Below are 15,524 nucleotides of genomic sequence, written 5' to 3'. Positions count from 1 at the left end.
TGGACGGGGCGGCGGGCCATCGGCACCGGCCGCTGGGCAGAACTCTGGTCCGCCGTCCGCCCGGTCCGCCAGGCTTCCCGGCCAGGCCGGGACACCGGAACGGTTCCACGCCCTCTGACCTGCGGTTTCGTGCCCGCCTGGAACGGACTTCCGGAACGTTCCGCAGGCCCTTCGCGGGGGCCGGGGCGGGAACGGAACCACCGGGGACCGGGTGAACCGCGTGAACCGGGGGAACTGCTGTGTCGTCAGATGTCATCAGCCGGAACTGATGGGAGACAGAGATGATTCTGGTCGTGTTCAGGTCGCGCTTCTCGGAGCAGGTCGACGGCGACTACCGGATGACGGACGACCACCTCGCCGAGAAGGCGCGGGCGGTCTACGGCGACGACCTCGTCCGGGTCAAGAGCTACGAGGCCGAGGACGGCGAACGCCTGACCCTGGTGTGGTGGCGCAACCCGGAGACGCTGGCGCAGTGGCGCGCCGACCTGGAGCACCGGAACGCCCAGCAGCAGGGGCGGGACAAGTGGTACTCGTTCTACGAATTGAGCGTCACCAACGTGCTCCGGACCAGCTCGACCCTGGAGCCGGAGGCGTACCCGGCGCGCTGACCCCGGCGCGAACGCCCGGCGCGAACGCCCGGCGCACGCCCGGGGCCGCCGTCGGATCTTCCCGGCCCCGGGCGCGCGGGCGCACCTCGGTACGATCCCTGTATGGGTGGTGCGCGGGATGAGGCCTGGGACGCCGAGGCGGCGGAGCGGGCGGTGGCGGTGCTGAAGGCGGTGGCGGACCCGTCGCGCTACCGGCTGCTGTGGGCGCTGAGCGGCCGGGAGCTGCCGGTGAGCGAGCTGGCCGAGCTGTTGGGGGCGCACGTGGCGGCGACCTCGCAGCACCTGGCGAAGCTGCGGGCGGCCGGACTGGTGGTGGCCCGGCGGGAGGGCACGCGGATCTTCTACCGGGCCACCGAGGTGCGCGGGCTGCTCACCGAGGCCGCGCTGATCGCCCAGGACCTGCCCGACCGTCGCGACGGCGGCGACGACGGAGCCGCTCCGGCCGGTGCGACCGCCCCGCAGCCCTTCGCCCGCGCGGCCCGCGCGGTGCGCCGCCGCCCGGCGACCGGATAATCGGCGGTCCGGTCCGGCCACTCGGTCGCGGCGGCGGTTCCGAGGAAGGAGCGCCTGTTGTCCGACATCGCTGTGGTTCCGTCCGGTCGACGTGTCGGCACGACGGGTGCGCCGGGGTTCGCCGCTACCGCCGGCCGCCGGTCCGTACGCCCCCGGTCCGGGAGCCGCTACTGCAGCCGGTACTCCTGCCGGTCGGCGTCGTACGCGAAGAGCCCCGCGTAGCGGCCCCAGTCGGTGGCGGTCTCCAGTTGCCGGTCGGTCTGCTCGACGGTGTAGTGGCGGCCGAGCAGGTCGCGCAGGAAGCCGGTGCGGACGGTGGCGCCGGGCCGGCCGCCGAGGCTGTTGGCGATCAGCTTGACCAGCGGGACCTCCAGGGCCGCGGCGGCGAACACCGCGCGGGAGTCCTGGGCGTCGGCCCCGGCGTAGGCGGCGCCGGTCTGGGTGAGCAGCAGGTCGTCGCCGTGGACCTCGGCGAGCCCGAGCAGGTCGAGCGCGTCGACCTGGGGGAGCAGGTCGTCGATGTCCAGGCCGAGTTCGTCGGCGAGCCCGGCCAGGTCGCAGCTCCCGCCGCGGTGGGCGACCGTCTCGGCGAGACCGGAGAGGCCGTCGACGCTCGCCGGGGGTAGCGGGGTGCTGGCGACGGTGCGCCGATCGGGGTCGGGGTCGTGGCCGGTGCGGCCGGCCGGTCGGGTGTCCATGGGCCGGCCGGTCATGATCCGGTACACCCGGTCCACCAGTTCGTCGAAGGCCGCCGATTCGCGGTCCCGCGGCCGCTCCAGGGCGACCTCGACGGTTTCCCTGATGGTCCCGTACGGGCGGGCGCCGAGGACCACGACGCGGTCGGCCATCAGCACCGCCTCCTCGATGTTGTGGGTGACCAGGACGACGGCCCGGGTGGGGAACTGGCCGGAGTCCCACAGCTCCATCAGCTCGCCGCGCAGGTTCTCGGCGGTGAGCACGTCGAGGGCGGAGAACGGCTCGTCCATCATCAGCACGTCCGGTTCGACGACCAGCGCCCGGGCGAAGCCGACCCGCTGGCGCATCCCGCCGGAGAGCTCCTTGGGGTAGGCGGACGCGAAGCCGGTCAGCCCGATCAGGTCGATGGCCTGGGCGGCGGCCCGGGCACGCTCCCGGGGCGGCACCCCGCGGGCCTCCAGGCCGAGCTCGACGTTCTGCCGGACGGTCAGCCAGGGCAGCAGCGCGAAGGTCTGGAAGACCAGCGCGGTGCCGGGGTTGGCGCCGGTGAGCGGGGTGCCGCGGTAGCGGACGGTGCCGGAGCTGGGCGGGATCAGCCCGGCCAGGCAGCGCAGCAGGGTGGACTTGCCGGAGCCCGAGCGCCCGAGCACGGCGACGATCTCGCCGGCCCGCACGGTGAGGTCGATGCCGGAGAGCACCGGCAGTTCGCCGGCCGCCCCGGCGTAGGCCTTGGTCAGGCCGACGGCCTCCAGCAGCACCTCCTCGTCCCCCTCGGGAACGGGAGCGGGGCCAGGAACGGGAACGGGAGCGGTGGGAACGGCGGTGGTGGCGCGGAGGCGGAACGGGAAGCGCATCGGCGGACTCCGGACTACAGCGAGTAGCGGCGCTCGGCCAGCCGGTACAGCCGGCGCCAGAGCAGACGGTTGAGGACGACGACGTACAGGCTCATCACCGCGACCCCGGCGAGCAGGCGCGGGTGGTCACCGTGCTCGGCGGCCCGGGCGATGTACGCGCCGAGGCCGGTCGCGGTCAGCGTGGTGGAGCCGAAGGTGACCACCTCGGCGACGATGGACGCGTTCCAGGCGCCGCCCGAGGCGGTGATGCCGCCGGTGACGTACGCCGGGAAGACCGCCGGGATGATCAGCCGCCGCCAGCGCTGCCAGCCGCGCACGCCGAGGTCGTCCATCGCCTCGCGCAGGTCGGTGGGCACGGCCATGGCACCGGCGATGGCGTTGAACAGGATGTACCACTGGGAGCCGAGGGCCATCAGCAGGATGCCGCCGAGGTCGATCGACACCCCGGTGCGCAGCAGCAGCCAGACCACCAGGGGGAAGAGGAAGTTGGCCGGGAAGCCGGCCAGCACCTGGACGACGGGCTGGGCGATCCTGGTCAGCCGGGGCGAGAAGCCGATCTTCACACCGATCGGCACCCAGACCACGGTGGCCACCGCGACCAGCACGAGCACCCGGGCGAGGGTGGCCAGGCCCAGCAGCAGCGGCTCGCCGAAGACGCCGAGGCCGGTGCGGTCGGCGAGGTAGCGGCCCAGGTCGAGGACGCCCCACAGCACGATGCCGCCCGCGACCAGGGCGAAGGCCACGTCCCCGGCCCGCCGTCGGCCGGGGCGGGCCGCCGGCGGGCGGGCGGCGGTGCCGAAGACCCGCCCGACCCGGTTCAGCACCCGTCCGGCCGGGCGCAGCGCCCCGCCGAGCGCGGCGGGCAGCCGGGAGCGGCGCAGCAGGTCCAGTACGACCGAGCGCTGCACCTCGGTGGCCTCGGACTGCTCGTTCTTGAAGCGCTCGGCCCAGGCGGTGAGTGGCCGCCAGAACAGGAAGTTGACGCCGATCACCAGCACCACCATGGTGGCGATCGCCCAGCCGACCCGGCCGAGGTCCCCGGCGGCGATGGCCGCGCCCGCGTACGAGCCGACCCCGGGCAGCGCGTACCGCCGGCCGTCCACGGTGATCGCCTCGGAGGCGACCAGGAAGAACCAGCCGCCACCGAAGCCGAGCATGCCGTTCCAGATCAGGCCGATCATCCCCGAGGGCAGCTCGACCTTCCAGAACCGCGTCCACCGGCTGAACCCGAACGAGCGGGACAGCTCGTCGAGTTCGCGCGGCATCGACACCAGCGCCTGGTAGAAGGCGAAGGTCATGTTCCAGGCCTGGGAGGTGAAGATGGCGAACACGGCGGCGCACTCGAGGCCGAGCACCGAGCCGGGGAAGAGCGCGAGGAAGCCGGCGACCGCGACGCTCAGGAAGGCGAGCACCGGCACCGACTGGAGGATGTCCAGCGCCGGGATCAGCACCCGCTCCAGCCGGCGGCTGCGGGCGGCGGCGTAGGCGTAGCAGAAGGTGAAGACGACCGAGACGGCGAGCGCGGCGAACATCCGCAGCAGCGAGCGCACCGCGTCGTACGGCAGCCGGGCCGGGTCGGTGTCGACGGCCGCGTCCCGGACGGCGGAGAACCGGACGGAGCCGCCCTGGCCGAGCCGCAGCACCAGGTAGAGCAGCACCAGGACGGCGGCCGCGACGACCAGGTCCACCCACACCCGCCCGCCGAGGAGGCCCGCCGTCCGGACGGGCGACAGGCCCGCGGACCGGCCGCCGGGCAGCGGGCTCCGGGAGCGGCCGCCCGGCAGCGGGCCCCGGGAACGGCCCGGGGCGGGCTTCAGCAGGGTCATGGCGGTACCTCCGGCGCAAACCCGGGCAGTCTGCTCCCTCGGTACGTCCGTATGCAAACCCGTCCCGCATGTCGTACCGCATGTCGTACCGCATGGCGTACCGCCCCGGGGCCCGTCCGGCTAGGGCCTGCCCGACGACTGCCGCCGCCCGCTGCCGGCCAGCAGCAGGGCGAGCAGCAGCCCGGCGACCGAGGCGCCGACGAGCGCGCCGGACAGGAACAGTCGCAGCGGGTGGGGCGCGAGGCCGACGGCGAGGCCCTCGATGGTGATCAGGAGCAGGACGCCGCACAGCGCGGTGCCTCTGCCGGTCCGGGGGAACAGGACGGTTCGGGTCATCGCGGGGCCCTCCTTCGACGGGTGTCGTGTCCTCTGCGGGACGGTCAGGCGGTCAGGCGGTCAGGCGGTCAGGCGGTCAAGTGGTCGGGCGGTCGGGCGGTCAGGCCGTCCGGGCCAGCCGGGGGTCGTACTTGTAGCCGATCTGCCGGACGGTGGCGATCGCCTCCCGGTGCCCGGGCCCGAGCTTGCGCCGGATCCGGGCGATGTGGGTGGCGACGGTGCGGGAGTCGCCGGTGTCGGTGCGGCCCCAGACGTTCTCCATCAGCTGGCGCCGGGAGTGCACCCGCAGCGGGTTGCCGACCAGGTGGGCGAGCAATTCGAACTCCAGGTACGGCATGGTGACCTGGCGGCCCTCGACGGTGACGGTGCGCTGCTCGGTGTCCACCACCAGGCCGGGCGCGGGGAAGGGGCGCGGGGCCGGGCGCCGGTTCGGGGCGGGTGCGGGGTGGTCCGAGAAGAGGGCGTCGAGCCTGGGGTAGCGCAGGGCCATGGTGGTCGGACTCCTTCGGGGTCGGGGCGAGCGGGGTGGACGTCGGGGCGGACGGGGGCGGCGGGGGCGGCGGTCCGCCGGCCCGGCCCGCGGCTCAGTGGTCGAGTGCGGTCTGGACGATCTTGACGACGACCATCGCCATCGCGAGCAGCAGGTAGGCGCGCAGCGCGCCCATGCCGACCTTGCGGGCGGTGGACATCACCGGCTTGTCGAGGGTCTCCAGCGGGGGCATCCGCCAGTTCTCCCGGCCGGTGCGGTCGACGGGGTCCTCCTTGGTGCCGCGGCGCCCGGCGGTGAAGGAGTACCCGGCGACGAGCACCCCGGCGACGCCGCAGCCCGCCATGATCCACAGGATGGCCCCGGAGCTGATGTCCGGCCAGACCACGGCGGCGGTGAGGATCAGCGAGAGCATCACCAGGACGCCGACCACCGCCGAAGTGAAGGCGTTGGTCCTGGGGCCGTTCACCCAGGGGCCGAGCACGGCCCGGTCGTTGCAGAGCAACAGCAGGAAGACGGTCGCGGACGGCAGCAGCACCCCGGCCAGCACCTGGACGAACTGGGTCATCAGGCCCTGGGTGTAGTCGGTGGAGAGCAGCGTGATCGCCGCCGCCGCGACGACCAGGCCCGCGTAGATCCCGTAGAAGCCCTTGGCGCCCTTCACCCCGCGGTGCAGCGAGTGCCTGATGCCGAAGACGTCGCCGATCGCGTACGCGGTGGACAGGGAGACCGCGAAGGCGCCGATGATCGAGGCGTCCAGCAGCGCGACGGCGAACAGCACGCCGGCCAGGTGTCCGGCCTTGTCCTCGATGCCCCTGGCGACGGCGGCCGCGTCGGAGAACCGGCCGAAGCCGTCGGTGCCCGTGAAGGCCGCGGCGGTGAGGCCCATCATGGCGGCGGCGCCGACGATGACGATCACGATGCCGATCCAGAGGTCGGCCTTCTCGTACTTCATGAAGCGGGGGGTGATCCGCTTGTCGATGACGTAGGACTGCTGGAAGAACAGCTGCCACGGGGCGACGGTGGTGCCGACGATGGAGACGATGACCAGCATCACGGCGGCGAGTTCGCCGGCGCCGCCGGGCATGCTGGGCACGACGAAGTCGTGGGCCAGCTGCGAGGTCCTGGGGTGGATCATGAAGTAGATCGGGACCAGCAGCAGCGAGCCTATGCACAGGGTGACGGCGACCCGCTCGAAGCGCTGGAAGGAGCCGGTGAAGGCCGAGGCGATGATGATCCCGGCCGCCAGCACCACCGAGGCGACCTTCGGCAGGCCCAGGTACCCGGCCGCGAGCGTCACCCCGATGAACTCGGTGACCAGTGTCAGGGCGTTCAGCAGGAACAGGTCGATGACGCTGAAAGCGCCCCAGAACTTGCCGAAGCGCTCCAGGATCAGCCGGGCGTGGCCGACGCCGGTGACGGCGCCCAGACGCAGCACCATCTCCTGGTTGACGTAGAGCACCGGGACGAGCATCAGCAGCGTCCACAGCAGCTTGGTGCCGTAGTTCTGCCCGGCCTGGCCGTAGGTGGAGAAGGCGCCCGCGTCGTTGTCGCCGACCATCACGATCAGGCCGGGGCCGACGATCGCGAGCAGGGTCTTCAGCCGCGCCGACAGGCCGTGGCGCGGGGTGTCGTCGTCGAGCCTGATGGTGCCGAGCGCACCCTTGATGTCGCCGACGTGCGCGTCGTCGAGGACGGCCGAACGCGGCTCGGGGACCGTGGAGTTGAGAGTGGCGTGGGTGGTCATGAGGTTTCCTCCCTGGGCCCCGGGCAGGCGGGGCGGGTCGGAGGCAGGCGGCAGCGCTCCCTGCAGGCGGGCACGGCGCATCGACACGCGGTGGCGCGGCCCGTACGCAGGCGTGCGGGCACGGCGGAACCGCGTGTGGAAACGACGTGTCGTCGTGGCTGACTGTTCGTCAGAGCGTTGTGCAGGGAAAGGTGTTACCGCATGCCGGAGGTGTACGAGGGCAAGCGGGGGTAGGGGCAACTGTGGCCCGGACTACTGCAATCCATGTCTCTCGCCTCCTCCCGGCCGGCGCACCCCGTGGTGCGTGTCATCGACGCGGCAAGGAGTTCACCGGCCCGCGGAACGCGACCGCCGGTTCACCCCAACTCGTCCGAGCTTAGCCCTGCTCGGAGGCGATACTTGCGCACTTGGTTAAATCTTTACCTTCGGGCCCCCTCGTCACGGTTACCTTCAGGCGCTTCATGATCGGTCGGACACCCGGCGTCGGGGGCGAGGCCACGTCCGGCGGTCCGGCCCCGCGTGTCGAGCGGTCACGCCGTCGGCAGGCTGTTGAGCACGGCGGCCACCTCCGTGCGCCGGGCGACCTCCAGCAGCGCACGGGCCATCACCGAGCCGGGCTCCCGGGCGGCGATCACCAGCCCGATGGGCGCGCTGTGCGCCGGCTCCGCGAGCGGGACGGCCCGCATCCCGCGCGGCACGCCGAACACGTGCAGCCACGCGTACGGCACCACGCTCGCCCAGTGCCCGGTGCGGACGTGGGCGAAGAGCGAGGCCACCGAATCGGTCTCGACCCGCGGCGTCGGCTCCAGCCCGAGGCCGGCGAACACCTCGTCCAGCACCCGGCGGCCCTGCAGGCCCGGGTGCAGCAGGCACAGCGGCAGCCGGGCGGCCTGCGCCCACGTCACCCGCGGGTGCTGGGCCGGCTCGTCGGCCGCGCCGGTCAGCAGGACGTACCGCTCCTCGTACAGCGGGAGTGCGCGCAGGTCCTCGTGGCCCGGCCCGGGCAGGTAGGTGACGCCCGCGTCGATCTCGAAGTTCCGTACCAGGCGCAGGAGTTCCTCGGAGCGCAGATCGGTGGACAGCTCCACGGCGGCCAGCGGGTGGGCGGTGCAGAACGGCCCGGTGAGCAGCGACACGGCGCCCGAGGCGGTCGGCACCGAGCCGATCCGCAGCCGTCCGCTCAGACCGGTGCGCAGCGCGTCCACCTCGTCCCGCAGGGCGTCCCGGTCGGCCAGGATGCGCTGCGCCCGCAGCACGATCCGCTCGCCCTCGGGGGTCAGGCCCTCGTAGGCACGGCCGCGCCGCACCAGCAGCACCCCGAGCTCGTCCTCCAGCTTGCGCAGCGCCTCGGACAGGGCCGGCTGGGAGACGTGGCAGGCCTGGGCGGCGCGCGCGAAGTGGCGCTCCCGGGAGAGCGCCACGAGGTACTCGAGCTGGCGGAACAGCATCGCCTACTCGATCCCGGGGACGGCGGTGCCGTGGCCGTCGGTGCGGGTGGCGGCGGTCGTGGGGCCGTCGGTGTCGACGCGGTCGGTGCGGGTGTAGACGTTCATCGAGTCGCCGCGCAGGAAGCCGACCAGGGTCAGCCCGCTCTCCTCGGCGAGGTCCACGGCCAGCGAGGACGGCGCGGAGACCGCTGCGAGCAACGGGATGCCCGCCATCACCGCCTTCTGCACCAGTTCGAAGGAGGCCCGGCCGCTGACCATCAGCACCGTGCCGCGGGCCGGCAGCAGGCCCTCGCGCAGGGCGTGGCCGACCACCTTGTCCACCGCGTTGTGCCGGCCCACGTCCTCGCGCAGGCAGAGCAGCCGCCCGTCGGCGTCGAACAGCCCGGCCGCGTGCAGGCCGCCGGTGCTGTCGAAGACCTTCTGGGCGGCGCGCAGCCGGTCGGGCAGCGCGGAGAGCAGTGCGGGGGTCACCCGCAGCCCGTCCTCGGCGACGCTCCACGGCGCGGTGGTGCGCACCGCGTCCAGGCTGGCCTTGCCGCACAGGCCGCAGGAGGAGGTGGTGTAGAAGTTGCGCTCCAGCGAGGCGTCGGGGGCGGGCACGCCGGGGGCGAGCAGGACGTCCACCACGTTGTAGGTGTTGCCGCCGTCGGCGGTGGCGCCAGCGCAGTAGCGGATGCCGGCCACCTGCTCGGCGGCGTGCACCGCGCCCTCGCCGACCAGGAAGCCGGCCGCCAGGTCGAAGTCGCTGCCGGGGGTGCGCATGGTCACCGTCAGCGGACGCCCGCCGACCCGGATCTCCATCGGCTCCTCGGCCGCCAGGGTGTCGGGACGGTACGAGGGCTTGCCCTGGCGCAGGCGCAGCACTCTGCGGGGTACGGTCACTCGGCCCATGCTCGTCGGCTCCTCGGTGCTCTCCGTCAGGTCTGTACGGATGAATCCTCCCTCCTGACGGCGGTGCGCGGCTCCGGCGGGTCCGGCAGGTGGCGGCGGCTGTGTGTCGCGGTGACCGCCAGGCAGAGCAGGCCCACGGCCGCCATGCCCGCGAGCAGTGCCGGGTAGGAGGCGTGGCCGGCGGTGCCGGCGAGCAGCAGCGGGGTGAGGAATCCGCTGGAGGTGGTGCTCTGGTAGAGCGAGGCGGAGGTCGGCCCGGAGGCGGGCGGGGTCAGCCGCTCCACCTCGTGCAGCCCCGCGCCGAGCGTCAGCCCGTACCCGGTGCCGAGGACGACGGCGGCGGCCACCACCAGGCCCACCGAGTCCCGGGCGGCGGCGAGCGCGCCGAGCAGCAGTCCGGCGATCACGGTGGCCATCGCGGTGAGGGTGGCCCGGGCGCTGTCCGCGTCGTCCAGCCGGGCGGCGAAGGGCTGGGCGACCACGCCCGTGGCCAGGGTCAGCGCCGCGACCAGACCGCTGAACAGCGGCGCGTAGCCGGGCACCCGGTCGGCAACCAGCGGCGGCAGCACCACGTACGCCACGGTGGCGGCGCCGAGCACGGCCGGGCTGGCGGGCAGGACGACGTAGCGGAACCGTGGGTGGCGGACGGCGGCCGTGCGGGGCGGCGGCGGTGTGCCGTGCACCGGTCCGGTGCGGTCGCGCTTGCCGGGTCCCGCGCCGAGTCCGTTGCCGCGGCCGCGGGCGGTCTCCGGGAGCCCGCGGGTGGCCCGCAGCACCAGCAGGCAGCCCAGCGCCTGGGCGAGGGCGGGCAGCACCGTCGGGGCGGGCAGCCACTCGGCGATCACCCCGGAGGCCAGCGCACCCGCCGCGAAGCCCGTACCGGTGGCGTACATCGCCCGGCGGGCGCTCCGCTCGGCCGGGACGCCGGGCCCGGACAGCTCGCGCAGCCAGGCCGTCCCGGCGAGGAACACCAGCCCGGCCGCGAAGCCGGTGGCCAGCCGGGCGGCGTACACCGACGGCTCGTCCGGCAGGGCCAGCACCACGCTGGCGGCGGCGGACAGGCCCAGCGCACCGCGCACCGTCCGCCGCCGTCCGCACCGGTCGGCGGCCGGTCCGCCCAGCAGCAGACCGGGCACCAGGCCGAGCAGGTAGACCGAGAACATCGCGGCGAGCGAGAGCGCCGACCAGTCGGTGCGCGCCCGGTACACGGAGGCCAGTGCGGTGAACTGATTGGCGCCCCAGGCGGCGACGGCGACGGCGGCGGCCGCCGGGAGCCAAGCGCTGGTGGGGTGCGGCACGGACATTCCATCGATACGCATTCCATCGGTACCGCCCATGCGATGTTCTGCCCCGTTCCCGACTTTCCGGCCATTCCTGGATTTCCGCAGGTCCAGTGTGTGGTCCATCGTTCCGGAGCGTCAAAGAAGCAGTTCCTGTGAGCTGATAGGCGACACCTATCGGTGAATTCCCGAACGCCCTTCCACGAATATCCCGGAAGTGCGATCGGGAATTCCGCGATTCCGCCCGGGCTACGCCGTGTCGCCCACCGACAGCACCATCGCGCTGGCCGCGCCGGCCGGAGTCTCGTAGTGCACCGTCTCCCCGGCGTGGCGGCCCAGCAGCGCCTTCCCGAGCGGGCTGTCGAAGGTGACCAGGGTGAGGTCCCGTTCCTCCGCCAACTCCGAGATCTCGACGGTCTCCTCCGTGCCGTCGCCGAACCGCACGGTCACCGTCGACCCCACCCCGACCACGCGCGTGGACGGCTCCCCGGCCACCTCGGCCTCCCGCAGACGCGTCTCCAGCTCGGTGATCCGCCGGTCCAGGCGGGTCACCTCCGACGCCCGCTGCAACTCGTCCGCCGCGTCCGCCCGGTCCCCCGTCGGCTCCACCCCGCGCAGCGTCGCCGCCACCTTCCCCCGGTCCGCCCGCAGCTGCGCCAACTCCTCCCGCACCGCACGCAGACCCTCGGCACTGATCGGTTCCGGCCCACCGCTCATCCCAAGCTCCCGGGGCTGCTCGTCAACGCTCGAACACCGGCCGCCTCCCATTACCCCACCCCACGGAGACCGGGGCAACTTCCGGGCGGATCGACCGCCTTCGGCCCCTCACCGAGCGTCACCCGCAGTCCCGCAGCCCCGCGGTCCCGCAGTCCCACGGCCGCGCGGGTCACCGGGCGGGCGAGTGCGCCGGGACGACCGGTTCGAGGAAGTCGCTGGGTGCCCCGTGCCAGGAGACGAAGAGGGCTTCCCGTGCGCGCGTGCACGCCACGAAGAGCAGGCTCAGTTCGCTGTCCAGGTCCTCGCGGTGCTGCAGCGGATCCGTGTCCTGCGGGGTGACCGCGCTGGGCATGGGCAGCATCCCGTCGCTCACACCCGCCACGGCGACGCAGCGGAACTCCAGCCCCTTCATCCGGTGCATGGTCCCGACCCGGACACCGGGGGAGGGCACGTCGCCGAGCAGGTGGGCCGGCGTCCCGCTCCGCTCCAGGGCCCGGGCGATGTCGCGGCCGAGTCGGGCGGTGCGCACGGCGACGCCGATGTCCGCCGGGCTCACGCCCGAGGCGGTCCACTCCTCGACGCGCGCGACCAGGGCCCGGATCTCCTCGGCCTGGTCGGGGTGGCCGACCACCTCGGGGTGCGCGCCGTGCAGGGTCGAGTGGTAGCCGGCCAGCGAGTCCTCCCCGCCGTCCATGTCGTCCGGGCGTTCGCCGGTGAGCAGGGACGCGGACCAGCTGAGGATCTCCTGCGTCGTCCGGTAGTTGATCCGCAGGCGGAAGGAACGGCCGACCACCTGGATGCCGAGCGAGCGCAGCGAGACCTTGTTCCCGTAGATCCGCTGGTGCGGATCGCCGGCGAGGAACAGGTCGTCCGGCCCGACGGCCACGAGCGCCCGCAGGAACCGCCACTGGACGGGGTGCAGATCCTGCGCCTCGTCGATCACCACGTGCCGGAACGGGCGGGCGTCCTGGTCGTCGAGGGCCCGCGCGGCCTGCGCGCAGACCTGGAGGTACGTCAACTCCCCGGCCTGGCGCAGCTCCTCCTCGAACGCGGCCACCACCCGCCAGAGCCGGGTCCGCTCCGTGGCCCCGAGGGCCTTGCCGCGTCCGGAGCGCGGTGCCCGCAGGTACTGCTCGTGGCTCTCGATCGCCTGGGCCAGGACGACCTGTCGCCACTCCTGGTCGAGGAACACGTCGGTGAACTCGGCGCCGAGCCGACGGACGACCCGTCCCCAGCGGGCGAGGACCGCGGGCTGCTGGAAGAGGACCTTCGTCGGGGCGCCGCGGGGGGACCGCCGCAGGACCTCCTCGGCCAGCGCGTCGACGGTGACCACCCGGACCTTCGCCAGGATCCGCTCGTTCGTGACGAGCAGTGCGAGGCAGCGCTCCAGCTCCGCGGCGAGGTCCTCGGAGAAGGTGGTCAGCAGAATCGATCCGTCAGGTGCGTCCTGCGGCAACCGGCGTGCCAGGTGGTACGCCCGGTGCAGGGCCACCACCGTCTTCCCGGTCCCGGGGCCACCCGTCACCCGGGCCGGCCCGTTGTACGACTCCCGGTAGGCGACCCGGTACTGGGCCGGGTGCAGGAAGATCCGCCAGGCGTCGAAGGGGCGTTCCAGGATCTCCAGCAGCTCCTCGGGCCCGGACACCAGGGCGACCCGGCCGCGCGCGCGGGCCATGGCCGAGACCAGACCGTCGGCGGGCTGTTCGACGCTCGTGGGGGCGGCCGCCCGGGCGTACGCCTGGACGATCTCACGGTCGATCTCGGCCGGCTCCATCCCGCTCGCGAGGCCGATCAGGACGTCGAACTGCTGCTCCGGCAGCACGCGGTGGAGTGCCTCCAGGTGGGCCTCGTCGGGGAGCAGCCGGATGATCGGCAGGATCTCCTCGTCGACGCCCAGGCTGCGCAGGACCTTGTCGGAGCGGTCGGCGAAGAGCCTCCGGGGTTCGTCGGCGGCCAGCACCCTCAGCGACCGGGAGGCCCGTTCCAGCGCGACGTCGTTGCGGATCTCGACGCCCTGGGTGGCGGCGTTGACCGAGGCCCGGTGCTTGGCGGCCCAGTCGTTGGCCTTGTCGTGCGGAAGGACCTTCAGCAGGAGGTAGCCGTCGCCCCGGTCGGCCTTGAGGACGACCCCGCGCCAGAAGTCGGTGATCCGGATGGTCCGGATCCGGGGGTCCCGCTGGTTGGTGAGCTTCTCCAGGTGCACGCCGGTGTGGGTGGCCTCGGTGAACTTCTCGAAGGTCTCGAAGACCCGCCGCTGCACCGGCTTCTCCAGCGCCGCGAACTCCATCAGGAAGTCCCGGTGCATGCCCAGCGTCGCCACCCCGGCCCCCCTCGCGCTCCCGGCCCGTCCGCGCGGCCGGGCAGTGCGCCTCACTGTACTGGCCCCGGTGATCACTCGCGGCGGGCCGCCCGGCGGGAGCCCCTGCGGGGTGGCGGTGATCACCTTCGGTGGTGGGGCGGGGGGCGAAAGCGCAGGTCGGGGGCGTGGGTGGAGAGGGCTGGGCGGGGACCGGCGGTCGGGGCGCGGGCGGGCGAAGCTACCATGTGGGCAACACCCTCAGCTCGAAAGATGGACTTGTGACTGTCAACGACGACGTGTTCACGGACTGGAAGAACCGCGAGGAGATCGCGGAGTCGATGATCCCGATCATCGGGCGCCTGCACCGGGAGCGGGACGTCACCGTCCTGCTCCACAGCCGGTCCCTGGTGAACAAGTCGGTGGTCAGCATCCTCAAGACGCACCGCTTCGCCCGGCAGATAGCCGGCGAGGAGCTCTCGGTCACCGAGACGATGCCGTTCCTGGAGGCCCTGACCGCCCTGGACCTCGGCCCCTCGCAGATCGACCTCGGGATGCTCGCCTCGACCTACAAGGCGGACGACCGGGGCCTGTCGGTGGCGGAGTTCACCGCCCAGGCCGTCGTCGGCGCCACGGGCGAGAACAAGCTGGAGCGCCGGTCCGCGCAGGACGTCGTGCTGTACGGGTTCGGCCGGATCGGCCGCCTGGTCGCCCGCCTGCTGATCGAGAAGGCGTCCGGCAACGGTCTGCGGCTGAAGGCCATCGTCGTGCGCAACGGCGGCGGCGACGACCTGGTCAAGCGCGCCTCGCTGCTGCGCCGGGACTCGATCCACGGCCAGTTCCAGGGCACGATCACCGTCGACGAGGCGAACAACAAGATCGTCGTCAACGGCAACGAGATCACGGTGATCTACTCCAACGACCCGAGCGAGGTCGACTACACGGAGTACGGGATCAAGGACGCGATCCTGATCGACAACACCGGCAAGTGGCGTGACCGCGAGGGCCTGTCCAAGCACCTGCGCCCCGGCATCGCCAAGGTCGTGCTGACCGCCCCGGGCAAGGGCGACGTGCCGAACATCGTGCACGGCGTCAACCACGACATGATCAAGCCGGACGAGCAGATCATCTCCTGCGCCTCCTGCACCACCAACGCCATCGTCCCGCCGCTGAAGGCGATGGAGGACGAGTACGGCGTGGTCCGCGGCCACGTGGAGACCGTCCACTCGTTCACCAACGACCAGAACCTGCTGGACAACTACCACAAGGCCGACCGTCGTGGCCGCTCGGCGCCGCTGAACATGGTGATCACCGAGACCGGTGCCGCCTCGGCCGTCGCCAAGGCCCTGCCGGACCTCAAGGCGAAGATCACCGGCAGCTCGATCCGCGTGCCGGTGCCGGACGTGTCCATCGCGATCCTGAACCTGCAGCTGAAGCGCGAGACCAACCGCGAGGAGGTCCTCGACTACCTGCGGGAGATCTCGCTGACCTCGCCGCTGAAGCGCCAGATCGACTTCACCGACTCGCCCGACGCCGTCTCCAGCGACTTCATCGGCTCGCGCCACGCCTCGATCGTGGACGCCGGCGCGACCAAGGTCGAGGGCGACAACGCGATCCTGTACCTGTGGTACGACAACGAGTTCGGCTACTCGTGCCAGGTCGTCCGGGTCGTGCAGTACATCTCGGGCGTCGAGTACCCGACCTTCCCGGCTCCGGCGGTCTGATCCACCGGTAGGGCAGGACGACACGGCAGTGCGGTGGGGCGGGGGCGATAATGTGCCCAGCACACCCGCGCGGGGGGGAGGGGGGGAGTGTGGTAAAGAGA

13 protein-coding genes are annotated in these 15,524 nt (G+C 72.9%); 3 read left to right on the top strand and 10 right to left on the bottom strand.

What is annotated here, in order from left to right; translation table 11 throughout:
- Positions 1-281 precede the first annotated feature (281 nt).
- Both ACWDBE_RS21160 and ACWDBE_RS21155 read left to right on the top strand, forming a co-directional pair.
- Positions 282-608, top strand: a complete 327-nt coding sequence (locus ACWDBE_RS21160) for an antibiotic biosynthesis monooxygenase family protein (protein ID WP_449808763.1) — start codon at positions 282-284, stop codon at positions 606-608.
- 102 nt (positions 609-710) lie between these two features.
- On the top strand, positions 711-1,121 hold the full coding sequence (locus ACWDBE_RS21155) for an ArsR/SmtB family transcription factor (protein WP_392919885.1): 411 nt from the start codon (positions 711-713) through the stop codon (positions 1,119-1,121).
- A 167-nt stretch (positions 1,122-1,288) separates the two neighbouring features.
- On the opposite strand, the gene ACWDBE_RS21150 is transcribed toward ACWDBE_RS21155, so the two are convergent.
- From ACWDBE_RS21150 to ACWDBE_RS21105, 10 genes are all read right to left on the bottom strand, one after another.
- A complete protein-coding gene (locus ACWDBE_RS21150; protein WP_449808762.1) occupies positions 1,289-2,671 on the bottom strand; it encodes an ABC transporter ATP-binding protein in 1,383 nt (460 codons plus the stop codon).
- Between the two features lie 14 nt (positions 2,672-2,685).
- Positions 2,686-4,497 carry an ABC transporter permease gene (locus ACWDBE_RS21145; RefSeq protein WP_449808761.1) on the bottom strand — a complete coding sequence of 604 codons (1,812 nt, stop codon included), beginning with the start codon at positions 4,495-4,497 and terminating at the stop codon, positions 2,686-2,688.
- Positions 4,498-4,617: 120 nt separating this feature from the next.
- The gene (locus tag ACWDBE_RS21140; RefSeq protein WP_449808760.1) at positions 4,618-4,833 is read right to left on the bottom strand and encodes a hypothetical protein; all 216 of its coding nucleotides are present in this window, start codon (positions 4,831-4,833) and stop codon (positions 4,618-4,620) included.
- Positions 4,834-4,933: 100 nt separating this feature from the next.
- Positions 4,934-5,323 carry a winged helix-turn-helix domain-containing protein gene (locus tag ACWDBE_RS21135; protein WP_402400731.1) on the bottom strand — a complete coding sequence of 130 codons (390 nt, stop codon included), beginning with the start codon at positions 5,321-5,323 and terminating at the stop codon, positions 4,934-4,936.
- Positions 5,324-5,417: 94 nt separating this feature from the next.
- Positions 5,418-7,067, bottom strand: a complete 1,650-nt coding sequence (locus ACWDBE_RS21130) for an NRAMP family divalent metal transporter (RefSeq protein WP_449788656.1) — start codon at positions 7,065-7,067, stop codon at positions 5,418-5,420.
- Positions 7,068-7,597: 530 nt separating this feature from the next.
- Positions 7,598-8,515, bottom strand: coding sequence for a LysR family transcriptional regulator (locus tag ACWDBE_RS21125; RefSeq protein ID WP_449808759.1), 918 nt, complete (start codon positions 8,513-8,515; stop codon positions 7,598-7,600).
- Positions 8,516-8,518: 3 nt separating this feature from the next.
- Positions 8,519-9,406 carry a formate dehydrogenase accessory sulfurtransferase FdhD gene (gene fdhD / locus ACWDBE_RS21120; RefSeq protein WP_449788654.1) on the bottom strand — a complete coding sequence of 296 codons (888 nt, stop codon included), beginning with the start codon at positions 9,404-9,406 and terminating at the stop codon, positions 8,519-8,521.
- A gap of 26 nt (positions 9,407-9,432) precedes the next feature.
- Positions 9,433-10,710 (bottom strand): MFS transporter, encoded by a 1,278-nt coding sequence (locus ACWDBE_RS21115; protein WP_449788705.1) that lies wholly within the window; start codon positions 10,708-10,710, stop codon positions 9,433-9,435.
- Between the two features lie 225 nt (positions 10,711-10,935).
- Positions 10,936-11,403, bottom strand: coding sequence for a GreA/GreB family elongation factor (locus tag ACWDBE_RS21110; protein WP_449788653.1), 468 nt, complete (start codon positions 11,401-11,403; stop codon positions 10,936-10,938).
- A gap of 169 nt (positions 11,404-11,572) precedes the next feature.
- Positions 11,573-13,723 carry a UvrD-helicase domain-containing protein gene (locus tag ACWDBE_RS21105; protein WP_449808758.1) on the bottom strand — a complete coding sequence of 717 codons (2,151 nt, stop codon included), beginning with the start codon at positions 13,721-13,723 and terminating at the stop codon, positions 11,573-11,575.
- A 257-nt stretch (positions 13,724-13,980) separates the two neighbouring features.
- On the opposite strand from ACWDBE_RS21105, the gene ACWDBE_RS21100 reads away from it, so the two are divergent.
- The gene (locus tag ACWDBE_RS21100) at positions 13,981-15,423 is read left to right on the top strand and encodes a glyceraldehyde-3-phosphate dehydrogenase (protein WP_449788651.1); all 1,443 of its coding nucleotides are present in this window, start codon (positions 13,981-13,983) and stop codon (positions 15,421-15,423) included.
- The last annotated feature ends 101 nt before the right edge of the window (positions 15,424-15,524 follow it).

It is taken from the genome of Kitasatospora sp. NPDC001132 (assembly GCF_053598415.1).
This window is presented reverse-complemented; position numbering and strand designations above follow the sequence as displayed.